General features: G+C 40.0%; 21 protein-coding genes and 1 rRNA gene. 9 read left to right on the top strand and 13 right to left on the bottom strand.

Annotated features, from left to right (window positions below):
- Nucleotides 1–49: 49 nt before the first annotated feature.
- Nucleotides 50–562, bottom strand: coding sequence for a MogA/MoaB family molybdenum cofactor biosynthesis protein (locus ACE1TI_RS03730; protein ID WP_375006232.1), 513 nt, complete (start codon nucleotides 560–562; stop codon nucleotides 50–52).
- A gap of 162 nt (nucleotides 563–724) precedes the next feature.
- On the opposite strand from ACE1TI_RS03730, the gene ACE1TI_RS03735 reads away from it, so the two are divergent.
- Together ACE1TI_RS03735 and ACE1TI_RS03740 are read left to right on the top strand one after the other, a co-directional pair.
- Nucleotides 725–886: a hypothetical protein gene (locus ACE1TI_RS03735; RefSeq protein WP_375006233.1), complete on the top strand. Its 162-nt coding sequence runs from the start codon at nucleotides 725–727 to the stop codon at nucleotides 884–886.
- Nucleotides 887–1,139: 253 nt separating this feature from the next.
- The gene (locus tag ACE1TI_RS03740; protein WP_375006234.1) at nucleotides 1,140–2,150 is read left to right on the top strand and encodes a TIGR00341 family protein; all 1,011 of its coding nucleotides are present in this window, start codon (nucleotides 1,140–1,142) and stop codon (nucleotides 2,148–2,150) included.
- 47 nt (nucleotides 2,151–2,197) lie between these two features.
- Here the strand turns inward: ACE1TI_RS03740 and ACE1TI_RS03745 are convergent, their stop codons facing one another.
- The 8 genes from ACE1TI_RS03745 to ACE1TI_RS03780 all read right to left on the bottom strand — a co-directional run bounded on the left by ACE1TI_RS03745 (nucleotide 2,198) and on the right by ACE1TI_RS03780 (nucleotide 10,419).
- On the bottom strand, nucleotides 2,198–3,370 hold the full coding sequence (locus tag ACE1TI_RS03745; RefSeq protein ID WP_375006235.1) for a TraB/GumN family protein: 1,173 nt from the start codon (nucleotides 3,368–3,370) through the stop codon (nucleotides 2,198–2,200).
- 101 nt (nucleotides 3,371–3,471) lie between these two features.
- Nucleotides 3,472–4,470 (bottom strand): LLM class flavin-dependent oxidoreductase, encoded by a 999-nt coding sequence (locus ACE1TI_RS03750; protein WP_375006236.1) that lies wholly within the window; start codon nucleotides 4,468–4,470, stop codon nucleotides 3,472–3,474.
- 17 nt (nucleotides 4,471–4,487) lie between these two features.
- Nucleotides 4,488–4,772, bottom strand: a complete 285-nt coding sequence (locus tag ACE1TI_RS03755; protein WP_375006237.1) for a DUF3219 family protein — start codon at nucleotides 4,770–4,772, stop codon at nucleotides 4,488–4,490.
- Nucleotides 4,773–4,933: 161 nt separating this feature from the next.
- On the bottom strand, nucleotides 4,934–5,863 hold the full coding sequence (locus ACE1TI_RS03760; RefSeq protein ID WP_375006238.1) for an alpha/beta hydrolase: 930 nt from the start codon (nucleotides 5,861–5,863) through the stop codon (nucleotides 4,934–4,936).
- 64 nt (nucleotides 5,864–5,927) lie between these two features.
- Nucleotides 5,928–6,221 (bottom strand): hypothetical protein, encoded by a 294-nt coding sequence (locus tag ACE1TI_RS03765; RefSeq protein ID WP_375006239.1) that lies wholly within the window; start codon nucleotides 6,219–6,221, stop codon nucleotides 5,928–5,930.
- On the bottom strand, nucleotides 6,205–7,554 hold the full coding sequence (locus ACE1TI_RS03770) for a flavin-containing monooxygenase (protein WP_375006240.1): 1,350 nt from the start codon (nucleotides 7,552–7,554) through the stop codon (nucleotides 6,205–6,207). The genes ACE1TI_RS03765 and ACE1TI_RS03770 overlap by 17 nt, the downstream gene beginning before the upstream one ends.
- A 180-nt stretch (nucleotides 7,555–7,734) precedes the next feature.
- Nucleotides 7,735–8,499: a 3-oxoacyl-ACP reductase gene (locus ACE1TI_RS03775; RefSeq protein WP_375006241.1), complete on the bottom strand. Its 765-nt coding sequence runs from the start codon at nucleotides 8,497–8,499 to the stop codon at nucleotides 7,735–7,737.
- A gap of 378 nt (nucleotides 8,500–8,877) precedes the next feature.
- Complete coding sequence (locus ACE1TI_RS03780; protein WP_375006242.1) at nucleotides 8,878–10,419, bottom strand: BCCT family transporter; 1,542 nt, start codon at nucleotides 10,417–10,419, stop codon at nucleotides 8,878–8,880.
- 397 nt (nucleotides 10,420–10,816) lie between these two features.
- On the opposite strand from ACE1TI_RS03780, the gene ACE1TI_RS03785 reads away from it, so the two are divergent.
- Genes ACE1TI_RS03785 through betB form a run of 4 tightly spaced genes read left to right on the top strand, consistent with a single transcriptional unit; the run spans nucleotide 10,817 to nucleotide 14,768 of the window.
- Nucleotides 10,817–11,887, top strand: coding sequence for an amidohydrolase family protein (locus ACE1TI_RS03785; protein WP_375006243.1), 1,071 nt, complete (start codon nucleotides 10,817–10,819; stop codon nucleotides 11,885–11,887).
- Nucleotides 11,888–11,889: 2 nt separating this feature from the next.
- On the top strand, nucleotides 11,890–12,249 hold the full coding sequence (locus ACE1TI_RS03790; protein WP_375006244.1) for a Rieske (2Fe-2S) protein: 360 nt from the start codon (nucleotides 11,890–11,892) through the stop codon (nucleotides 12,247–12,249).
- A 26-nt stretch (nucleotides 12,250–12,275) separates the two neighbouring features.
- Complete coding sequence (locus ACE1TI_RS03795) at nucleotides 12,276–13,271, top strand: NAD(P)/FAD-dependent oxidoreductase (protein ID WP_375006245.1); 996 nt, start codon at nucleotides 12,276–12,278, stop codon at nucleotides 13,269–13,271.
- A gap of 27 nt (nucleotides 13,272–13,298) precedes the next feature.
- Nucleotides 13,299–14,768: a betaine-aldehyde dehydrogenase gene (gene betB / locus ACE1TI_RS03800; RefSeq protein ID WP_375006246.1), complete on the top strand. Its 1,470-nt coding sequence runs from the start codon at nucleotides 13,299–13,301 to the stop codon at nucleotides 14,766–14,768.
- A gap of 239 nt (nucleotides 14,769–15,007) precedes the next feature.
- Here betB and ACE1TI_RS03805 read toward each other — a convergent pair whose 3' ends face one another.
- A complete protein-coding gene (locus ACE1TI_RS03805) occupies nucleotides 15,008–15,931 on the bottom strand; it encodes a DUF6454 family protein (protein ID WP_375006247.1) in 924 nt (307 codons plus the stop codon).
- Between the two features lie 317 nt (nucleotides 15,932–16,248).
- On the opposite strand from ACE1TI_RS03805, the gene ACE1TI_RS03810 reads away from it, so the two are divergent.
- Together ACE1TI_RS03810 and ACE1TI_RS03815 are read left to right on the top strand one after the other, a co-directional pair.
- On the top strand, nucleotides 16,249–16,743 hold the full coding sequence (locus ACE1TI_RS03810) for a L,D-transpeptidase family protein (protein WP_375006260.1): 495 nt from the start codon (nucleotides 16,249–16,251) through the stop codon (nucleotides 16,741–16,743).
- A gap of 94 nt (nucleotides 16,744–16,837) precedes the next feature.
- Entirely contained in the window at nucleotides 16,838–17,266 is a 429-nt protein-coding gene (locus ACE1TI_RS03815) for a cell wall hydrolase (protein WP_375006248.1), read from the top strand.
- Nucleotides 17,267–18,095: 829 nt separating this feature from the next.
- Here ACE1TI_RS03815 and ACE1TI_RS03820 read toward each other — a convergent pair.
- Both ACE1TI_RS03820 and spoVID read right to left on the bottom strand, forming a co-directional pair.
- Nucleotides 18,096–19,088 carry a hypothetical protein gene (locus ACE1TI_RS03820; protein ID WP_375006249.1) on the bottom strand — a complete coding sequence of 331 codons (993 nt, stop codon included), beginning with the start codon at nucleotides 19,086–19,088 and terminating at the stop codon, nucleotides 18,096–18,098.
- Nucleotides 19,078–20,319, bottom strand: a complete 1,242-nt coding sequence (spoVID, locus tag ACE1TI_RS03825) for a stage VI sporulation protein D (RefSeq protein ID WP_375006250.1) — start codon at nucleotides 20,317–20,319, stop codon at nucleotides 19,078–19,080. Before spoVID ends, ACE1TI_RS03820 begins: the two co-directional genes overlap by 11 nt.
- Nucleotides 20,320–20,573: 254 nt before the next feature.
- On the opposite strand from spoVID, the gene ACE1TI_RS03830 reads away from it, so the two are divergent.
- Nucleotides 20,574–21,881: an MFS transporter gene (locus tag ACE1TI_RS03830; RefSeq protein ID WP_375006251.1), complete on the top strand. Its 1,308-nt coding sequence runs from the start codon at nucleotides 20,574–20,576 to the stop codon at nucleotides 21,879–21,881.
- A 282-nt stretch (nucleotides 21,882–22,163) separates the two neighbouring features.
- Here the strand turns inward: ACE1TI_RS03830 and rrf are convergent.
- A 5S ribosomal RNA gene (rrf, locus tag ACE1TI_RS03835) occupies nucleotides 22,164–22,280 on the bottom strand.
- Between the last annotated feature and the right edge of the window lie 3 nt (nucleotides 22,281–22,283).

Here is a 22,283-nt window from a genome sequence, read left to right on the forward strand (position 1 = left end):
CGCAAAAGTGTTTACTTAAGGGCTTCCTTTATCTGGTTCTGACGGCAGTTTAAAGATCTTTATGAACCTCTCTAATCACATGCGCTAATTCAGGTACAATAATTTTATTCATAGCCAAACGTACAGCTCCTGAAGAACCAGGCATCGAAAAGATAGCTGTGTCATTATAAACGCCTGCCACAGCCCGGCTTAGAATAGCAGCAGACCCAATATCTTCTGCATAACTTAAATACCGAAACAATTCACCGAAACCTGGTATTTCTTTTTCTAAGATATCTTGTACCGCTTCATATGTAGTGTCCCGCTTTGCAATTCCTGTGCCGCCGTTTAATAAAACAGCATCAATTTTTTCATTTTGAGAAGCCTGCTGTATCAAATGCTGAATTTCTTTATATTCATCTTTGACGATTTTATAATCTACCGTCTTATGGCCGCAGGAATCAAGAAATTCGTGGATTAACTTGCCGCTTTTATCATTTTCTTCTGTTCTCGTATCGGAAACGGTAATAACCATACAGCCAACCATGTTTGGTGCTTCCTGACGGTGTTCTGTCACAGACATGCAATTTCACTCCTTTTTCTTAATCGTTATCATTATGATCTATTGTAACATATTCGAGATGCTGCCATGGAATAGATACTTTTATATCTTTTCATAATCCGTTCATAAAATTAATGCCGAAAACGCAGACTATGAATAAACTTTTGGCAGGAGTGAATGACTTTGAGTGATTGGAACGAACAAGCAAGCAGAAATAACAACATGCAGCCCGATGTAAACTTTAAAAAAGATACATTAACTGAAAAAAAGATTCAATATGATGTCCAGGAGCAGATAGATATGGATGCCGAAGAAACAGACATTAAGCCAAAAAGAAATAGATGAATGTGGTTGAATTGTATTTCGGATGGAAGGGATCGTATCGTGGAAAAGACGGACAATAAATCGGAACGTTCAGCTAGTAAATGCCGCTTCCTGGATATCATTTAAAAAATTGGAAATAAATTCAGACTTCCTTTAGAAAGACGGCCCGCTAAATGCTAGCTTGCCGTCTTGTTTTTTCAGCCTCTTTTTTAAGATTAAAATTTTCTTCAATATAGAAAACTAATCAGTAGATCCGTATACGGAGGATAAACAAATGTCGATGCAGCTCATTGAGGTTTATGTCCCGCAAGACTCATTCTCTATGTTTAATACTGAATTAGAAAAGTTTGATATTATTTCGCATTGGACTTCATATGAATCCTCGGATAATATGCTTATTCGAATTTTAGTGGAAACTAAACATTCAGAAGACGTTCTTAACTATTTAGAACAAGAATCCAGCCGAAACAAGGAATTAAAAGCTCTATTATTTTCCTTGCAAACGTATATCCCCCATGTCGTAGATAAACAAGATAAACTAGAAAAGAAAGCAGAAGAAGAAAAAGAAGAGGAAAGAGAACTTATCCGGGCCAGCCGTCATGAACTCTATTCTGTTGTGTATGAATCTAGTGAGATAAGCAAGAGTTTTTCATGGTTTTTATTTCTATCTGCTTTGGTAGCCACTGCCGGCATTATTAAAAACAGCCCCGCCATTGTTATCGGGGCTATGATGATCGCGCCTCTTATCGGACCCTTTTCTGCAGTCGCATTTGCATCTGTACTTGGGGACTATAAGCTTTTACGTCAGTCTATAATATCTTCACTATATGGACTGGCGATTCCATTAGGGGTTGCGATAACATTCGGTTATTTTTTTGTTCTTCCCGTTAACAGTCAAGAATTTTTGTCGCGTATGAATATAGAATTGATTGACATCGTTGCTGCCCTGGCCTCTGGCGCTGCAGGAGCAATCTCTTTTTTAAAAAGAGTGGCAGAAGCCTTTGTAGGGGTTATGGTTTCTGTTGCCTTGCTGCCTCCTGCTGTGGTACTTGGAATGACAGTGGGTGCTGCCAAATGGCAGGCTGCCCTTACTCCGCTCTTATTATTGTTAGTGAACATTTCATCTATTGTTCTCTCTGCTATTGTCGTATTTTGGCTGAGCGGAATGAAACCTGTAAACTGGGAGGAGATACAAGAAGCTTATACTTCTCGAAAGTTTTCCTTACTTTTTGTCTCTATCATAATACTTTCCTTAATTGCTGTCATTTACTTTATCCAATTTTAAAACAGCCCGCATCACTCCACGGGCTGTTTTATCAGAAATTTAACTTTTTATAAGTTTTCTAAAAATAAACGAACAACATCAGCTCCGCCGATCATCGTTCCTAATGTACTCCCTAAATTTGCCAAAATAACAGTTAATAAAATGCGAGTTACCTTATTACCCCAAAAACCCTTCACACTATAAACATCTTCATTTAAGGTTTCAAAATCACTCACATGCGGACGCTTCATATAAGCTTGTACAATTCCCGCAAACCATCCAGCTGCAACCAGTGGATAAAGAGATGTGATCGGGGCTGCCACAAAAGCTGTTAATATGGTTAGCGGATGACCTAATGCAATCGCTGCTCCAAGAGCGGAAAACGAACCGTTCCAAAGAAGCCAGCTGATGGATTGCTGCAAACCAACAGAAGGATTGGCATAAAAGGTATAGGCAATCACTGCAAGAATAAGAAGCGGTATACTCCAGGCAATAATAGTAGGAGCTTTTGATTTTTTCGGACGTTGGGATAACCGGTGTAAGTCATGTTCTTTTCTTATTTCTTTTTTAACGCCGGGTACATGTGCAGCTCCTAACACCGCTACTATTTTATTACCAGGTGCATCCTTAATTTTTTGGGATAAATACTGATCTCGTTCATCAATTAAGGGAACCTTTAATTTGGGAAAATAAATGGTTAAATCGTTAAGCATCGAATCAAGCATATCTTGAGATTTCAATTTTTCCAGTTCTTCTTCAGAAATGTCTTCATTATAGAAAAAGCTGTAAATCATTTGAAAGAACAATTTCATTTTTCCCCAAAATCCAACCCCATGCCAAATACGGGAAAAGGTGATTTGAATATCTCTATCTGCTAATACAAGATTTGCATCTGTTTCTTTGGCAGATTCAATCCCCTGAATCATTTCCTGGCCAGGCTGAACACCAAATTGACTTCCCATTCGCTTTTGATAAGAGGAAATAATAAGGTTCATTAACAGAAGCGTTGACTTTTTCTCTTTAATCACTTTAAAAATGTCCATATCTTGCCATTTGTTTCTATTTATTATCGACTGGTAACGCTGATCATCTAATTCAACACAAATAGAATCCGGCTTTTCTGCTTCGATAACTTCCTTTACTTGAGCCGCACTCTGTTTAGAAACATGAGCCGTGCCGATAATTATAATTTCCTTGCTATTCACTTCCAGTCTAGTAATATTTTCATTTTCTGCTGTCATTTTGACCTACCTTTTTCATATTTCTTTCTGCGAATGAAAGACACTATACTTTTGTTATACATGAAATGGAATCGGAAGTCATGTATTTTTCATAAGGTACTTCACGAAATAAAATGATCTGCAATTAATTCATAAGAATGGAGCCTGTCCTTCGGATTGTATGTAATCGTGTTTATCATCATTTCATCCGCTTGATAATGCTTTTCCCATTCAATTAGTTTTTGTTTTACATCTTTAGGATCGCCGATTATCATCTTTTGTTTTCTTTTATATAATGATTCTTTTTCTTTCTGATTTAATTCTGTCTGCTTTGCTGTTTCCATAGAAGGAACACCAAGTTGTCCTTCTCCTTTATCTTTTTGTACTTCCCAAATGAGCGAACTTAGCGCGATCTCTTCTGCTTTTTCGGGTGTTTCTGCACAAAGAGCAGACACCGTAACGATCACACGCGGCCTGTCCCCTTTTTTTCTTGGCTTAAAGTTTTCTTTATAGCTCTTTATGATCGCTGCTCCATCTTGATCACTCATAAACTGACCAAATGTGTAAGTCACGCCGTTCTCGGCCGCAAGCAGCGCGCTTTTTTCACTTGTCCCTAACATCCATGGTGCTGGTGGGATTTCTGGAAAGGGCGATGCTGTAATTTTTGTATGCAGATGCTCCTCTGTGAAGTCATTGTCTAAAAAATGAAGCAGATCTCTTACTAACTCTGGCATTTTTCCAACGTTTTTTAAAAAGTTATCAGACAAAGCATTCGTTACCTCCGCAGACCCTCCAGGGGCCCGTCCAATTCCGAGATCGACTCGTCCTGGAAACAATACTGCCAGCATATTAAATAGTTCTGCAATTTTAAATGGCTTATAATGCGGAAGCAAAAGAGCTCCTGAGCCAATCCGAATTGTACTAGTATTGGCGCCAATATAACTCAGCAGCACTTCCGGTGCCGGACAAGCCAGTCCAGGAAGATCGTGATGCTCTGCTGTCCAATAACGCGAATACCCCATCATTTCCCCAGCCTGCGCTAATTTCATCGATTCATTCAATGCCTCGTGTGCTGTTTGATTTGACGAAATTGGAGATAAATCTAATATACTCAGCTTCATGTTCTCTGCCTTCTTTCTTACTGTTTCACTTCGATCAAGCTCAAATGAAAATCGCCTGTTTGTCCCTTTTCATACAAATTCGTGATAGAAGAGGAATATTGCTGAATCGTTCCTTTAAAGGTTAAATTCTGTTCTAGAACGCTCACTTGAAATGTCCCTCTATATAATAATGTGGTGATTTCATAATATTCTTCACTGCTTACTTTAAAATTAAAGGAGATCTTGTGCAAACCATTTACTTTTTCATTTTTAAATTTATTTACTTTTATTAACGTATTATTTAATAATATTTCTTGAACCAAAACTTTCTCTCCTTCGATCATGTTTATTTTTGATATCATCCGCTCTTTTTCATATTAAATAATTATATAACCATTTACAAATAAGAGTTTTTAAGAAAATTATGTTTTCCCTTAAAAAAGCAAGACACCTCCTAAAACGGAAGTGTCCTTTTTAAAATAAACTACCTGGAAAACACTTTTATTAAAGCATTTGCTGATTGTTCTATAGCTTGTTTTCCTTGTTGGAGCACACCCGGCATCCAGAAAAATCCGTGAATCATTCCGCTATACCTCGTTACCTCTACTGGAACTCCTGCATTTTTTAACCGCTCAGCATAAGCTTCTCCTTCATCTCTTAAAGGATCGTACTCTGCGGTTAAAACTAATGCCGGAGGGAGTCCGCTAAGGTTTTCAGCAAGCAGCGGAGAAACATAAAGGTTCTTTCCGTCCGTTTCATCTCGTAAATAATGGTTCCAAAACCAGACCATACTATCTTTTGTTAAGAAATATCCATCTGCATTCTCATGATAAGAGTCCGTTTCATAAGAATGGTTGGTCACCGGATAAACGAGCATTTGAAAGCAAATAGAAGGACCTCCCTTGTCCCTTGCCATCTGTGCAACTACAGCAGCAAGATTTCCTCCTGCGCTGTCTCCGCCGACAGCAACCCTCTCAGCGTCGACTTGAATAGTTGAAGCATTTCCTACTACCCATTTTGCTGCGGCAAAGGCATCATCAGCAGCTGCAGGAAACTTATGCTCCGGAGCCAGCCTGTAATCGACAGAAACAACTACACAGTTGGCTCTATTAGTTAAAAGACGGCAAGGTACCTCAACGCCATCAAGATCTCCAATGACCCAGCCGCCTCCATGATAATAAACCAGGGCTGGAAAAGGACCTTGACCCTGCGGTGTATAAATGCGAACTGGTATGTCTCCAGCAGGACCAGGGATTGTCCTGTTTTCTACTTTACCAACCTCTTCAGGCTCACCCGCCAGCGGTCCCATGTCGATTGATTCTCTCGCTTCTTCAGGAGTGAGCGTATGCAATAATGGAGCCTCTTCTGCTTCCATTTGTTCCAAAATAAATTTTGCTTGAGGATCTAAAGTCATAATCGAATTATTCCTCCTTGATATAATAATTGAATTTAACAATTCTTAATTCAGATTATTCTAACTATTTTAAGGAAAATCCTTCATATCCATTAGCGGCGACTTCGTTGCAAATTTCACGGTAAGGACCTACTCCCCCAAGATAAATTGGAAATCTTTGAGGCTTATCAGCAATGTTTGCTCCCGTATACCATGAATCGGTCTCAGGATAAAGTGTTTTATCAGCTACCTCCTTGCAATGCTTACTCCAATTCTCCTCTGCTTCCACTAAAGATTCAATTGTTTTTACATCATTATCCCGCAAGTATTCAATACAATCAGAAACCCATTCTACATGCTGTTCAATCGAGACAGGCATATTGCTTAAGACAGAAGGGCTTTCTGGCCCAGTTATCATAAACAGATTCGGGAAACCAGCAGTGGCTATGCCAAGATACGTTCTCGTTTGCGCGCCGTCTTCCCATTTTTCTTTTTAAGGATTGGCCTTCTTTTCCATGAATATCCATTTTAAACAAAGGACCCGTCATTCCGTCAAAACCGGTTGCAAAAATGATAGTATCTAGTTCATATTCGTTTGCAGCTGTTCGAATGCCTTTTGCAGTAATTTCTTTAATTGATTCCGATTTAACGTCTACCAAAGTAACGTTATCCCGGTTATAAGTTTCAAAATAATTAGTGTCTGTAATTGGTCGTTTTGTTGCGTAATAATACGTAGGCATTAGCTTTTCTGCTGTTTTCGAATCCTTTACAACTTCTCGTATTTTGGAACGAATAAAGGAGGATACGGTTTCATTTGCCGCTTTATCAATGGTCAAATCCCCATAAGTGGTTGGTAAATGGAAAATACCGCCTTTTTGCCAAGCATCCTCATATTTTTTTTCTCTTTCTTCTGGAGGATCCTCTAATGCCGATCGTTCACTAGGCATTACCGGCACACCAAATACAGACTCTCTAGTTTGCTGCCTGATTTCGTTATAATTATTTTTCGTTTTTTGTATATACTCCTGGTCATAAGGATGGTTTCTGGCAGGTACACTATATTGAGGCGTACGCTGAAAAACAGTCAGGTGTTCTGCCTCTTTGGCAATAACAGGAATAACTTGCACACCGCTTGAGCCTGTTCCTATCACACCAACACGTTTACCGTTGAAATCGACTTTTTCATGAGGCCAGCGTCCGGTATGATACCATTCTCCCTTAAACTGTTCTAAACCTTTAAACTCAGGTAAATTGGCAGCAGAAAGACAGCCGACAGCTGTAATGAAGTACTGAGCGCATATGTCCTTTCCATCATCTGTTCGAATGGACCAGTTATTAGTTTCCTTGTCATAATGACCCGTCATAACCTTTGTATTGAACTGAATATCACGCCGCAGTTCAAACTTGTCCGCTACAAAATTAAGATAACGCAGAATTTCCGGCTGCTCTGGGTATCTTGATGTCCATGTCCACTCCTGCAAAAGCTCGTCCGAGAAAGTATAATTATAATAAATACTTTCTGAATCACAGCGAGCTCCCGGATAACGATTCCAATACCATGTGCCGCCTACATCTTCTCCTGCTTCAAACACTTTAGTAGTAAAGCCCGCCTCCCGCAAGCGATGAAGCATATACAGACCTGAAAATCCTGCACCTACCACGACTGCATCGAACTTATCAGTCTCCTTATGGCCCTGCTGAAAAGAAGCCATGTCTAGACCTGCCCCCTTTGTAGTACGAATTAATATGTCTTTATTCCCTGGTGTCTTTAAAAATATATGTAAGCGGTTTTTTTTAATTACACCTTCCTTGGTCACCCAGTTATATTTCACAAAAAAACTTACCAGTGCGGTAAGTTTTTCCGAATCGTTATATTGCCTCTTCTTCAAAATTTAATCCATTACCAAGCCTCCATCCACTACAAGATTTTGTCCTGTTACAGCGCGGCTCCATGGAGATGAGAAAAACAGCACAGCATCAGCTACGTCTTCTGGAGTTGTTACTTTTTGCAACGGTGTATTTTCTTTTATGACCTGAAAAACTTCATCTGGCGTTGCAGCACTAGCATCCGTTTTTTCTAATAAGCCGCCCGACACCATATTAACCGTTATGTTTTCAGAACCAAGCTCCCTTGCCATATTCCTCGTGAAACCAAGGAGCGCCGCTTTGCTTGTATTGTATTCATGATAAGCAACGACAGGATTTTGAAAGAGGTTGGTTCCAATATTAATGATTCTTCCAAAACCTAAGTCCACCATGTCATGTTTAGCGGCTTGTACGGTGTGCAATGCAGATTTCACACTTCCTTCCAGCTGCACCTGGTAATCTTCCCAGGTAAGTGTATCTGTGTTTTTTTTGTTCACCGCATCAAAAGTAAAATGAATTAAAGCATTATTCACTACTGTGGTTACCGGCTTCCCAAAATGTTCTTTCGCTTTTTTAAACATCTCATCCACTTGATATTCATCTCTTACATCTGCTTGAACTGCTAACGCATGATCATCGCCTATGCTCTCTAATACTTCTAAAGCTTTATCGGCATTTTTTACATAATTAACGACTACGCTGGCACCTTCTCTTCCAAACGCTTTTGCTATCGATGCTCCGAGACCTCTGCTGCTTCCGGTAACTAACACAACCTGGTCCTTAATATTCATATTAACCTCTCCTGTGTCAATAATTAGAAAATATAAAGAAACTTTAATTTTCCTCTTTTAGTTTAATATACAAAATTGGGGACGTCCAAATAAGCTGTTAAACAATTTATATGGCATTAAGATGTTTGTTCACAGGCGCAGGCGGGTGATAGTATGGAGGTATTTTAAGCCATCCTCGCATTCTCATGGTTGATTTTAAAATGGCGCTATAGCGGACAGTCTCCAATTGGAAGTTGAAAAATTCCAGGTGCTGGCACGGTTATCACCTCCGTTCATATCTTTCACTAGAAGGCAGCATTTTATGAAGTAATGGAATAATACATGAATACAAATGAAGCCCCCACATACTAGAATTTCTAGTATATGAGGGCTTTTCTTTTACATAGACTCGACATGGCGGGTTTCTTTTCTTTTTTTTCTGATCTCTGTTCTCTTTTTTGAAGCCATTACTTCTTGGTTAGCCGCTAAATAAAACGAGTATCCCATCATCAATATGACAATCGAGAACGGAAATGCTGCGACAATAAGCACATTTTGCAATCCATCTGTGCCACCGAAGTATACAATGATAGCAGCCATCGCTGATAGGGATAATCCCCATACAATCTTTACCGTTCGTGGAGGGTTTAACGAACCTGATGTCGACAACATACCCAAAACAAAGGTTGCGGAATCTGCGGAGGTAATAAAAAATATAGCAATAACCACGATAGTAAGGATCGACAAAATCGTTCCTAGCGGATAATGTTCAAGGACTGCAAATGTCGTCGTTTCCATAGAATAATCAGTTAGATTAGCAAGACCTGCCTCTTGAACTTCTAATGCCGAAACGCCAAATACCGCAAAAAAGATAAAACAAACAATAGCAGGGACAAATAAAACTCCTGCCATAAATTCTTTTATCGTGCGTCCTTTTGAAATTCGTGCAATAAAAATCCCTACGAATGGAGACCATGAAATCCACCATGCCCAATAAAAGATTGTCCAATTGTCAATCCACGTACGATTTTCTTGATTTAACGGCTCCAGCCTAAGACTCATTTCAAAAAAGTTGGTAATATATCCACCAATAGAGTTAGTAAACATATTCAGTATTAACAAGGTAGGACCAACAATTAAAAGAAGTACCATTAGTAAAAAGCCCAATACCATATTCACATTACTTAAGTACTTAATTCCTCTGCTTAGACCGGACCAGGCTGAAATGATAAATAAAAAAGTAGCCACAACCAGTATTAATAATTGAAATCCATAGTTATTCGGGGTACTGAATAGAAAAGCCAGACCTTCATTTATTTGGGCAGAACCAAAGCCAAGCGTAGCAGCTACACCCACCACTGTTGCAAAGACAGCTAAGATATCAATTAGTTTCCCAGCAGAACCTTCCATCCGTTTTTGACCAAATAAAGGTACTAGTGTAGCACTAATTAAACCTGGATAACCTTTGTGAAATTTAAAATAAGCCAGCACTAATGCAACAAGGGCATAGACCGCCCATGCATGAATTCCCCAATGGAAAAAAGAATATTCGAGAGATTGCTTGATAGCTTGAGGAGTACCTTCCTCTCCACTCGGACTGCTTATGAAAGCATGAGAGATTGGTTCAGCGGTTGTCCAAAAAATTAACCCAATCCCCATTCCAGCGCTGAACAACATAGCAAACCAGGTAGGAAGGCTAAATTCAGGTTTATCGTCTTCCTTACCGAGCTTAATTTTATTGAATCGTGAAAATATTAAATAAACGCAAAAAGCCAGCATCATCATAATAATCAATAAGTAATACCATCCAAATCTAGTAGAGATAAAGGTAGTCGCATTTGTTGTGACAGCCTCTAAATGCTGCGGTGCAATACCTCCCCACAAAACAACCAATGCGCAAACCGCGATACTATACCAAAAAACATAGGTTGCGTTCTTCATATACTCACCTCTTATCTAATGATTTTTTTCTTAGAAAGCAACAGTGATTATAGATGGATTTTTGCAACAGTTTCTTATCTTACATATGTTTCTAATGAATTGCAAACGAGATGTGCCGAACAGACACATAAAGTGCCGCATTATTACTTTATCTAAAAATCTATCTAAGGCCCGTCTTAAAAGGCATGACTAAGCTCTTTTCTCCACACTTACCTTGTTTTAAAAATTTAATTTTTCTTAAAAAAATTAAATATCTATCACTGAACTTCACTGAGGTTCACTGAGATTCACTGAACAATCTAATTTATACTCAATCGCTCTCAGCGGATTTGGCGCTGTTTTTAAGCCCTGTTACTATTTAAATGATACATACAGTAAACGACAAGGAGGAATTTCATTGGCGAAGCAGCAAATTCGATTAATAGATACGGATATACATGAGCGAGTTCACTACAAAGATATCCTTGAGTATCTTGACGAACCGTTCAAACATTATATGAAGAACTGTCATTGGATCCAAGAAAAACATATGCCTTATACCCAGCCTGCAACAGCAGGGGTAGATCGGGCAGATGCTATCCTTCCTGACGGCCGGCCTGCCGGTTCAGATTTAGCATTCATGCAAGAACAGCTTTTAGATGACGTGGGGCATGAGTTTGGTATTTTAACCGGCGCCCTAGACCCTTCGCCGTCCTCGATGCACGGCTGGTACGAAATGGCGGCTGCTCTGGCAACCGCTTATAATGACTGGCAAATTGAACATTGGCTGGAAAAAGATGATCGTTTATATGGATCTGTTCACATTGCAGCCCAGGATCGTGACGAAGCCATTAAAGAAATTGAACGAGCCGGCTCTCATCCTAAAATGGTGCAGATTTTACTCCCAATTGATGACATTATGTGGGGAGATCCATACTATCACCCGATTTTTGAAGCAGCGGAAAAACACGATTTAATGATCGGCATGCATCACAATGAACCGCCCGTTTATTACGGCAAGTGGCCGAGATATTTTATCGAATGGCATACTTTAATCCCGACTGCTCATATGAAAATAATTGCCAATATGGTCTATAACGGGGTATTTGAGAAATTTCCAAAACTCGGATTGATGATGATAGAAGGCGGTTTTACCCATATCCCTCACTTGATGTGGAAGATGGATCAGCAATTTCGGGATTTACGCCATGAAGTACCATGGCTGAAACGAAAGCCAAGTGAAATCATGAAAGAACATGTACGAATTACTACTCAGCCTGCTGAAGAATTAACAAAAAAGGAATTTATGTCCGTTCTGGACCAAATGGGGACAGATGAAATGCTATGTTTCTCTACAGACTATCCCCACTGGGACTATGACTCTCCAACACGTGCGCTTCCAAATATGGAACCTGAACTGAAAGAGAAAATATTCGCTGAAAACGCTAGAGCATTTTATCCGAAACTGCCTGATAAAAAGGAGGGATAATGATGAAGGAACAAGTTATTTGTAAAACATCTGATATACAGCCCGGTGAAATACTTGAATCGTTTTTCGGTAAGCAAAATATTATCGTTTGCCGAACGCAGGACGGCAATTTCTACGCCTTTATGAATCAATGTATCCACCAGGGGGCTCCTATCGGTAAAGGTCTTATTTGCGGAGCAACTACTGACGAAAGTACACCCGGAGATTATCATTACTGCCATAAAGACGAGATTCTCCGCTGTCCCTGGCACGGAAGAGAATTCGATATGAAAAACCAAGGAAGAATGCTGGCTAATCCAAGCAAAAAACTCGCCAGCTTTAACGTAAGAATAGAGGACGAAGACGTTATCGTATATAAGTAATTTAATGGACGAGAAGGTGATTTGATATGAAAAGTTCTGAACATGTCGTTGACACCATTATTATTGGCGGAGGACCAACAGGATTATTTGCCGCCTTTTACGGCGGTATGCGCGAAATGTCGGTCAAACTGATTGACAGTCTGCCGCAGGTCGGTGGCCAGCTGGCGGCACTGTACCCTGAAAAATATATTTATGATGTTGCCGGCTTCCCAAAAGTATTAGCCAAAGACTTGGTAGCCAACCTCGAAGAACAAGCCAAGCAATTTGATCCAGAAATATGCTTGGAAGAAAACGTTCAGTATGTTGAAAAGCTTGAAGAACAACTTTTCAAAGTGACTACGACAAGAGCTGTTCACTACGCTAAGACTATTTTGATCACAGGCGGAGCAGGGGCCTTCCAACCTCGGCGTCTTAAAGATGAATCCGCCCAACAATACGAAGGAAAGAACCTTTTCTATTCTATCACTGACCTGCAGGCCTTCAAAAACCAGCGAGTTTGCGTATCCGGCGGAGGAGATTCAGCTGTGGACTGGGCTCTTATGCTCGAAGAAATCGCAGACGAAGTTACCCTTGTTCACCGCCGAGATAAATTTAGAGCTCACGAACACAGCGTCAACCAATTAAAAGACTCTACGGTTAACATTAAGACTCCTGTGATCATTGATGAATTGGTTGGGGAAAAGGATTTTATCCAATCCATCGTATTAAAAAAAAACAAAGGCGAGTCCTCCGAAAATTTAGAAGTAGATTCTCTGATTGTGAACCACGGCTTTCTTTCCAGTCTTGGAGCTATTAAAGAATGGGGACTGGAGCTTCAAAAAAATTCAATTTTGGTAAACCAGAAGATGGAGACTAACATTCCTGGAATATATGCTGCTGGCGACATTGCAACCTACGACGGAAAAGTAAAGCTGATTGCTACAGGCTTTGGAGAAGCTCCAACCGCAATCAGCCAGGCAAAGCATTATATTGATCCGAATACAAAAGTTCAGCCTCCTCACAGCACAAGCGTTTTTAGTTAAATTTTCAATAAAGGAAGAGGTTACGATATGAGCGCTAAAAAAATGTTTATAGATGGAGAATGGGTTGCTGCTGCGAGCGGTCAAACCCGCACTATCATTAATCCATTCAACCAGGAAGCAATTGAAGAAGTCCCAGAAGGTGACGAAACGGATACGCAATCTGCCATTGATGCAGCCAGAAAAGCTTTTGATGAAGGAACTTGGCCGCACACTCCAGCAGTTGAGCGCGGAAAACTTGTTTTGAAGATCGCCGAGCTGATTGAACGCGACAAACAAGAGCTGGCAGAGCTTGAAACCCTGGATACAGGCAAAACGCTGACAGAAAGTCATGAAGATATGTCCGATATTGCAGAAGTCTTCCGCTACTATGCTGGCCTAGCCGATAAAGATGGCGGAGAATTGATTGAATCGCCTATCCCTGATTCCAAAAGCAAAGTTGTACGAGAACCTGTCGGGGTCTGCGGACAAATCACACCATGGAATTATCCACTGCTGCAGGCTGCATGGAAAATTGCTCCCGCTTTAGCTGCAGGAAATACAATTATTATAAAGCCAAGTGAAATTACTCCTTTAACTACTATTAAAGTAACCGAGCTCATCGAAGAAGCTGGTGTTCTTAAAGGAGTAGTGAACCTAATTTTAGGGGCCGGCCAAAAAACTGGACAGCTTCTTGCCGAAAGCCATGCCGTAGACCTTATTTCCTTTACCGGCGGCGTAGAAATCGGTCGCAAAATCATGACAGCCGCTGCAGGAAACTTTAAAAAGATCGCCCTTGAACTGGGCGGAAAAAATCCAAATGTTGTATTTGATGATGCAGACTTTGACACAGCTGTGGACCAGGCCTTGAATGCTGTCTTTTTCCACGCCGGCCAGGTATGCTCTGCAGGGGCGCGCTTAATCGTGCAAGACACGATTCATGATAAGTTTGTTGAGGCCTTAGTGGAGCGAACTAAACAAATAAAATTAGGAAACGGCTTTGATGAGTCCACCCAATCCGGTCCGCTCATTTCAAAAGCGCATCGTGAAAAAGTAGAAAACTATGTAGAGATTGGTATAAATGAAGGTGCTAACTTGGTTATCGGGGGGAAACGCCCTGAAGCAGACGAATTGCAGGACGGTTTCTTTTTTGAACCGACTATTTTTACAAACTGCGATACGTCCATGCGCATCGTTCAGGAAGAAACATTTGGACCTCTATTATCCGTTGAGCGCTTCAGCACCGAAGAAGAAGCGACACAATTAGCAAATGACTCCAAGTACGGGCTTGCCGGCGCTGTATGGACAACAGATATTAAAAAAGCTGAAAGAGTATCCAGTAAGCTCCGCATGGGAACCGTCTGGATTAATGATTTCCACCCTTACTTCGCCCAAGCTCCATGGGGAGGATACAAATCCTCAGGTATCGGCAGAGAGCTGGGAAAACAAGGGCTCGAAGAATACACCGAAGTAAAACACGTCTTTGAAAATACCGCACCGCAGCCTATTAACTGGTTTTAATTTAAGTTAAAATGTAAAAGAAGCTGTCATAGGGCACCCTTTTTGACAGCTTCTTGTATCTATATTTTCTCTCTCCGACTCATATTTCTATATATATAAAGTGAGAATCTACTAATGATTGGTACTCATTAATTAAACGAACTGATTTTTGCCTGAGTTATCCCTGCCTTATGATTCATCGAACATGTCGGTTAATGGTACTAAAAGCTTTCATGCAAACTTGAAAATGCTCCACAATATTATTGCGTTTCTGTTTCATAAATATACAGGGATGCATAGTCATCATCGGGAACACCGAAAAGTCTTAGTCCTTTCTCCATTTTTTCAACAAATACGGGGTTACGAGTAATATTGTGATTATTAGAGGAAAACTCTGAAATTGGAATTTCATGTTGAATTTCTTTCGTCTTTTTGTTCAGTAAAGCCAATCCTCCCAATTCATATGTTTCATCAGTATCAGCAGTCAATTCAGCTAAACCAGTGCATAACATATTCCCTTTATCGACTCCTTCACAGTCTTGATAATCAATGAAATGGCTATTATTATCTTGTACAGATTTTAATTCTCCTTTTCCATTCCATTCATATAATTGTCTCGAACCCCAGTTTACTCCATAAATATTATTGTTTTTTTCATCTTTTACAATCCCGCCGATATGATCATCTGCTTCAAATTCTTTTGTTACCTCTTTTGTTTTTGGGTCAACTTTATAAATGATGGAATGACTATCAGGCCTATACTCACTAACCGGAACCCAAATATACTCTCCATCATAAGCAATCCCGCCTGGATGGTACATATCGTCTTCTCCAAGCTCCAGATCTTCAACTAAATTTCCTTCTTCATCTATAATAAATAAATGGCCGATTCCTTCTCCCGGGCTACGCTCATAACCACCCTTGGGTTCTTCGTACTGTTCTGTTTCTTCAAGAATTTCAACCGATGAAATGTAATAAAGATCACCAATTTTTGTCATGCCCTGCGGGTGATGGATGTTAAAATCCAGATCTATTTTTTCTACCTGCTTCCATTCTGTACTTCGAGATAATTTTTTAACTTCTTCAGACAACCCATCTGACTTATGCTCATCTGAAGAGACAAACCCTGACGATATTCCTCCCCATAATAAGATAGAACCAATAACAACAAATAAACGAAACATATGTACTCGACCTCTTTCCATTGAAAATTTACTTATATAGATGATAAAGCAGACCCTATACAAATTTAGCTTATTTGAAAGCAGGCCGTAAAAAAAGATATACTCGTTTATCTTTATAAAATTAACTAATATTTAATTTATGCTTTAAATAAAATACAATCTTAACACGGATAAATCAAGCTGGCACCCATTGGACCAGCTCTCTTCTCTCTTGCCCTTAATGACCGGTTATAAAGGGAACACTCCCCTTTAGTAAACTCTCTTCACCTTTTACATATACTGTAGGGCGATACCTAAAGCCTATGGAGGTGTATACCCTGATTCATACAGTTAAACCAGGTGAAACATTGACACAGATATCAAGAGATTATCGCATCCCGCTTTCTGTAATCATCGATGCAAACCCATCTATAGATCCAAATATTATTTATCCTGGTCAATCTATTGTTATACCAGGCTTTCCATCCCCCGACACCATTCCATATCAAATAGAAGTGTCTATTCATAATCGCTGGCTCCGGCTATTAAAAGATGGTGTATTACAAAAACAGTATCCGATTGCCGTGGGAAGAATGCTGTATGCGACCCCAATCGGAAATTTTATTGTCATTAATAAAGCACCGAACCCAGGAGGACCGTTCGGTACCATGTGGATGAGTCTGTCCAAAGAACATTATGGGATTCATGGAACAAACGATCCGAGCTCCATTGGCCAAGCGGTGTCCAGAGGCTGTATTCGAATGCATAATCGAGATGTAGAAGAGTTGGCAAGTATTATCCCAATAGGAACACCAGTTTATATACACCCATAATAAATTAGACAGAAAATAACAAAGTTCTTCACAGGTCATTATTTTAATCGAAGACTCATATTTATAAAGATAGCTCAATAAACGGAGGTGCATTATGGCGGTTATAAAGGCTTCCAATGCGGATATCAATCTTCTGGCCAGACTGATGAGAGCCGAAGCCGTAGGAGAAGGACAATTAGGAATGCTACATGTAGGAGCTGTTACGGTCAATCGAGCGAGAGTCAATTGCTCCGATTTTGAAGGGTTACGGACCCTCCCGCAAGTGATTTATCAACCTAATGCTTATGAAGCAGTCGAACATGGTATGTTTTATCAAAGAGCAAGAGAGAGTGAAAAACGGTTAGCACGAAGAAATATAAACGGAGAAAGACGGTGGCCAGCTAAGTATAGCTTATGGTATCATCGGCCTCCAGGAGATTGTCCACCAACCTGGTTTGGCCAACCCCTTGTAGGTCGATATAAACTTCATTGTTTTTATGAGCCAATACAGGGTGAATGTGATGAGGTCTATAGTACGTTTTAACTTCAGTGCTAACTAGTGAAAATATCAAATCATCCTTAAGAAAATGATGCATTTAATTAAATAAAATTTCCTGCAGCCACACAAATATTCTCATTTTTTCGTAATATCTTTCATTTTAATTTTTAACAGCTTACTAATTTACAGTTTTTAATATCGTGTTTCTGTAAATAAAGGCAGCCCTCCATTTAAGCAAGGAGGTGCCTTTTTTCCTGGTACATTCCCTAAATTTCTTCACATTGAGTAATCGTTTATAACCAATACTTGATCATCCTAACTCACTGTAAACAAATTTATTAAGGATAACCGCGTATTATCAAGTTCCAGTCGGAAATATTCGATTGTCTTCATCCTTGAACTATCCTTATCCCTTTTCACTGCCAAAAATAATAGTCTCGTTCACATTTTATATGATGAGGTTATGTTTATCATTGCATTTATGTAAAACCTGTTTGATTCTTTCTTTTCACTGGCTCACTCTTTCCCTGCACCTGCATACACTAAAGAAAACATTATTTGCGGAGAAGGTGAAAAATGGGGTATTATCCTCCTTACCACGGGCCGCCGCGTCCTCCATATTATCCTCCCCCAAAAAAGCATAAGAAAAAGCACAATTCAAAGCCATACTGGTGGAAAAAATGGAAGTTAGCATGTTCGCAAATATTAGTGCCGCTTGTATGTTTTCAATTATTTCGTACGTTAATTTTTCCGACCAGCTTTGATGTAATGTTATTAATTATCCTTGTCAGTTTAACAGTTTATTGTTATTTCACTTGTTAAAAAAATAAAAATCTCCACACAGCGAAAATTTTCTGTTGTGTGGAGATTTTCATTAATCTTCTGTTTTCTTAGAAGAGCCGGGCCAAGTGGCTAGGTCCTCTTTTATTTTTTCCATAAGCCAAATTCGTTCTTCTAATTGGAAGGTAAAGGCAGGTTCGTTTTCAAGGGTACGGCTGCTTGATTGTTTTAAAAATGGATAAATATTGGCTTCACTAAGGAGATGACTTTTCAGAAGATCTTCATCGCCTGGTTTAAGAAGAAAGTGGTAATCATACGTTTTTATCCACGGATATGCCTGGACAGGCTCCCACATTCTTTCTTTTAGACAAGAGCGATACAAATAGGCGGCATCATACAATGGATGACCATCTGCGGTGTATTCGAGATTAATAAAACGGTAGTTACTAAATTCATCTATTACGAGATGATCCGGGGAGGGGCGCCCATGGCAGCGTACGATGCGTATCTTCTCTTTTTCTGCAGCTTTTCTTTCCCATTGATCATACCAATAAAGGGAATCTTTATGGAGATGATATAAAAACGGAAAATGCATAAGAAACGCCAGCTCGAATGGAGAATAGTATCGTTTTTTTTCAATACTATCCGCATACGCTTCTAATTCCAGCAGTTGCTGATCACGTTTCTTTTTTAACAGCTCTCCTTGTTCTTTCCATACATTTTCCGGAATGGTCTCTTTATACTCAGTAGAGCGATGAAAAATAGCTAATGCCTTAAAAAATTCCGATTCACGCCGAAGTCCGCTGCATTCCTTTCCCCATGGCGTGACATAATACATATAATGATCTTCGATACAGCACCAATCGCCATAATTATTTCTCAGCACCGGCACTACCGTTTTCATTTGCTGCTTTTCAAAAAAACGGAGCGTCTGTAAAAAACGCTCCGCCTGCTCTTTGTTTAATTGGGTTTCTTTCAGCGCAAATATGCCTTCTGCAGTTTCCACTCTTGCTACTTTATTAAATGGCTGTACACGTAAAGGATGGAGGGGGTAGCGCTGAAGAATGCTTTCAAGGTTACCCTTCATTTTTATTACTTCCTGCCGCGGACGCGGGAATATATAAAATTTGCCCTTCTTCTAAATGCTCTTTGTCCAGGCGGTTGTATCGTACAAGATGGCTGATCGTAATATCATAACGTTCTGCTATTGTATCTAATGATTCATTTTCTTGGATAATACACATTTTCACTCGGGAAAAATCATCTTCCCCTTTTGTCATCACTTTTGTCAAATACAAAGCATTATCATCACGGTCAGACGAGGATGCCGTTTTTGTTTCGTTTTCATCTTCCTCTGTCAGCTCTTCTTCCTCTGCTTCAATATCTTCTTCACTTATTACTGTTGTATCTTCTTCTGTGTCATCAGCTTCAGTGCGACTATGAAAAGAAGTAACAATAGGAGGCTCGGTATCGACTTCTTCCTCCGATACCTCTTGATCTGCTTCTTCCTCTGTTGGTTCTTTCTCTGTTGGTTCTTTCTCTACCGTTTCTTCTTCCGTTTCTTCTTCCGTTTCTTCTTCCGTTTCTTCTTCCGTTTCTTCGGCTCTAGTTTCTTGTATTACTTCTGGCTCAAATTCCATCTCGTTTTCTACTTGCTCCTGACTTTGTTCCGCTTCTTCTTGGCTCACCACTGCTTCGTCTGTATCATTGTTTACGTTTTCCTGGTTGGAGGTTTGAAAATAAGAAGAAAATGAACGATCATATGGACGCGGGAAATCTGGAGGTGCAGCTTCTTCTGGCTGATATTTTGCTTCCATATCCCATCGTGGCATTGGTTCCGGTGCTGTGAGTGGTTCTCGTTTTTCTTCCTCACGGCTTACATCTTCATTTTTCATACCCGTTATACTTACATCTGCTGTGAGTTGAATACAATCTGGCTCTGGCAAATCATAATCAAAACCATCAATTTGCACATAAATATCGTCAAGATTATGAATGCGATTAAGCGGTATGGTCACATCTACCGGGAAAAAGTGTTTAATTTCACCAGTTCCGTCATCTCTTTGTTCATTTTCTTTCACATATTGAGGTGGAGGATTATCGTCCGCTGGCTCCTCCCTTCGTTCTTCTTCTCCTAACGGCCGATATTCTCCTTTTAAATGAAGTCCTCCTTTAATAGCGACATAGTCCATATTTTCTTCAATTCGAATGTCAGGTTCAAGTCCGAGCGACAGCAGTTCCTTCATTTTCTGCCCTTTATCGAGCCATACTGATTCTTCTAAGTTAAATGTAAGTGCTGACGAACGTTCAGCTCCCATGAATGGCCCTCCTTTATATATGTTTTAAAATAATTCCATTTTGTGCATCTGAGGTGATAATTCATAGACAGGTTGTCTTAAAGGACTAAAAAATCTCTACGTCATCGTTGCCCTTCTCTGTGTTAACACTATTTCAATGTATGCACCGTTTTTGAAATCTATGATTGTCAAAATTAATTCCTATTTATTGCCAGTTCCCAAAGGGACTGGTAAGATATATTAGTGTCTCGAAAAAATCAAAAAGGGGGAAGAGCATGACTAACATGAGCAAATCTTCCGCTGAACCAGCGGCTAAACAAAAACTCCCCGTCAATCCTCCTTTTTTCTATGGTTGGATTATTGTCCTCATTTCCGGCTTAGGGGCGTTTTTCTCCGGTCCCGGCCAAACCTATACCTTTTCTGTCTTCTTTGATGCCTATATTCAAGACTTTTCGGCTTCAAGGACAACCATTTCCGGTATTTATTCAGCAGCCACGTTATGTGCTGGCTTATCCTTATTTTTAATCGGGAGATTAATTGATAAAAAGGGTCAGCGTTTTATGGCTGTTACTGTGGGGACAATGCTTGCTATCGCTTGCTTTTGGAATAGTATGCTGCTTGGACCGATTATGATGTTTATCGGCTTTTATTTGCTTCGTCTATTCGGGCAAGGTTCTATGACACTTGTACCGAACACACTCGTCCCGCAATGGTTTGACAAACAGCGCGGGCGCGCACTGAGTTTTATGACACTCGGCGTTCTTATTAGTGCGGCTGCTCTTCCACCTATTAATCTATTTTTAATGGAAACATGGGGATGGCGTTTTGCCTGGCAACTATGGGGTATATTATTACTCGTCGTGTTTGTGCCACTTGCTTTTATTTTTATTCGAAATAAACCAGAAGATGTTGGACTGCTTCCAGATGATGCAGGAAAGGGCAAAGACCAAATGCAAGCTGCCGCAGAGTCTGCCAAAAAAAGAAAAGCATCCTCTTGGACCGTCCAGGAAGCCGTTCGAACAAGACAATTTTGGTTTGCCATGCTTTGTGCTGCTGTACCAGCTTTAATAAATACTGGAATTACCATTCATTTGTTTTCGATTTTAGGAGAAAAAGGAATTGAAAGAACCGTTATCGCCTTTTTATTAAGCTTAATGCCGATAGCAGGATTTATTTTCACCTTAGCTGCAGGGTTTATCGTAGAAAGACTTCCCATACACCATGTTTATTCAGCTGGTTTTATCTTAAACGCTGCTACCCTCATTATGCTGATATATGTTCAGCAAATTTGGCTCGTCGTGATATATATTGTGCTGTGGGGTGTTTTTGACGGCACTACAAAAATATGCAATAACATTATTTGGCCGAACTATTTTGGACTGAATAACCTTGGTAAATTAAAAAGTATGGCCACCACAACAGTCGTGGTTGGTTCTGCTCTTGGACCGCTTCCATTTGGAATGGCGTTCGACTATTTTGGAAGTTACAATGAAATCCTATGGATCATGATGTTTTTACCACTTGCAGCTGGTATACTTGCCTTGCTTTCCCCGCCGCCTGTTAAAAAGAAGCCTCACTTGTAAGATCGAGAGCCGTTTCTTTTGTTTATGAAACGGCTTCATTTTTTATATGTAATTGGTGGATTAGTGTCCTTCCTTCCGTCATGGAACGGTGGGAGGTCTCTCACTCCCTTATTCCAATGCTACATTAACTAATTAGGTTTACATAAAATAACGAATCATAACCAGCATTGGCGTTTCCTCACCTTATGGGAAACACTAGTAACCGGTTTGGCATGGAAAATTATTCATGTGACTAAAAACAAAAAAAACTGCCAGAAATCAATCTGACAGCTTTGTTTCATTGCCTGGCAACGTCCTACTTTCACAAAGGGCTGCCCCTTCATTATCATCGGCGCTGAAGAGCTTAACTTCCGTGTTCGGCATGGGAACGGGTGGAACCTCTTCGCTATCGTCACCAGACAG

It is taken from the genome of Alteribacillus sp. JSM 102045 (genome assembly GCF_041949975.1).
In the GTDB taxonomy this organism is placed as follows: domain Bacteria; phylum Bacillota; class Bacilli; order Bacillales; family Marinococcaceae; genus Alteribacillus.

Excerpts from the sequence above, each read along its gene's own strand:
- ACE1TI_RS03730 (WP_375006232.1), bottom strand. The coding sequence starts at position 562 with ATGTCTGTGACAGAACACCGTCAGGAAGCACCAAACATGGTTGGCTGT.
- ACE1TI_RS03740 (WP_375006234.1), top strand. The coding sequence starts at position 1,140 with ATGTCGATGCAGCTCATTGAGGTTTATGTCCCGCAAGACTCATTCTCT.
- ACE1TI_RS03745 (WP_375006235.1), bottom strand. The coding sequence starts at position 3,370 with ATGACAGCAGAAAATGAAAATATTACTAGACTGGAAGTGAATAGCAAG.
- ACE1TI_RS03750 (WP_375006236.1), bottom strand. The coding sequence starts at position 4,470 with ATGAAGCTGAGTATATTAGATTTATCTCCAATTTCGTCAAATCAAACA.
- ACE1TI_RS03760 (WP_375006238.1), bottom strand. The coding sequence starts at position 5,863 with ATGACTTTAGATCCTCAAGCAAAATTTATTTTGGAACAAATGGAAGCA.
- ACE1TI_RS03765 (WP_375006239.1), bottom strand. The coding sequence starts at position 6,221 with ATGCCTGTCTCGATTGAACAGCATGTAGAATGGGTTTCTGATTGTATT.
- ACE1TI_RS03770 (WP_375006240.1), bottom strand. The coding sequence starts at position 7,554 with ATGGCTTCTTTTCAGCAGGGCCATAAGGAGACTGATAAGTTCGATGCA.
- ACE1TI_RS03775 (WP_375006241.1), bottom strand. The coding sequence starts at position 8,499 with ATGAATATTAAGGACCAGGTTGTGTTAGTTACCGGAAGCAGCAGAGGT.
- ACE1TI_RS03780 (WP_375006242.1), bottom strand. The coding sequence starts at position 10,419 with ATGAAGAACGCAACCTATGTTTTTTGGTATAGTATCGCGGTTTGCGCA.
- ACE1TI_RS03790 (WP_375006244.1), top strand. The coding sequence starts at position 11,890 with ATGAAGGAACAAGTTATTTGTAAAACATCTGATATACAGCCCGGTGAA.
- ACE1TI_RS03795 (WP_375006245.1), top strand. The coding sequence starts at position 12,276 with ATGAAAAGTTCTGAACATGTCGTTGACACCATTATTATTGGCGGAGGA.
- betB (WP_375006246.1), top strand. The coding sequence starts at position 13,299 with ATGAGCGCTAAAAAAATGTTTATAGATGGAGAATGGGTTGCTGCTGCG.
- ACE1TI_RS03805 (WP_375006247.1), bottom strand. The coding sequence starts at position 15,931 with ATGTTTCGTTTATTTGTTGTTATTGGTTCTATCTTATTATGGGGAGGA.
- ACE1TI_RS03815 (WP_375006248.1), top strand. The coding sequence starts at position 16,838 with ATGGCGGTTATAAAGGCTTCCAATGCGGATATCAATCTTCTGGCCAGA.
- ACE1TI_RS03820 (WP_375006249.1), bottom strand. The coding sequence starts at position 19,088 with ATGAAGGGTAACCTTGAAAGCATTCTTCAGCGCTACCCCCTCCATCCT.
- spoVID (WP_375006250.1), bottom strand. The coding sequence starts at position 20,319 with ATGGGAGCTGAACGTTCGTCAGCACTTACATTTAACTTAGAAGAATCA.
- ACE1TI_RS03830 (WP_375006251.1), top strand. The coding sequence starts at position 20,574 with ATGACTAACATGAGCAAATCTTCCGCTGAACCAGCGGCTAAACAAAAA.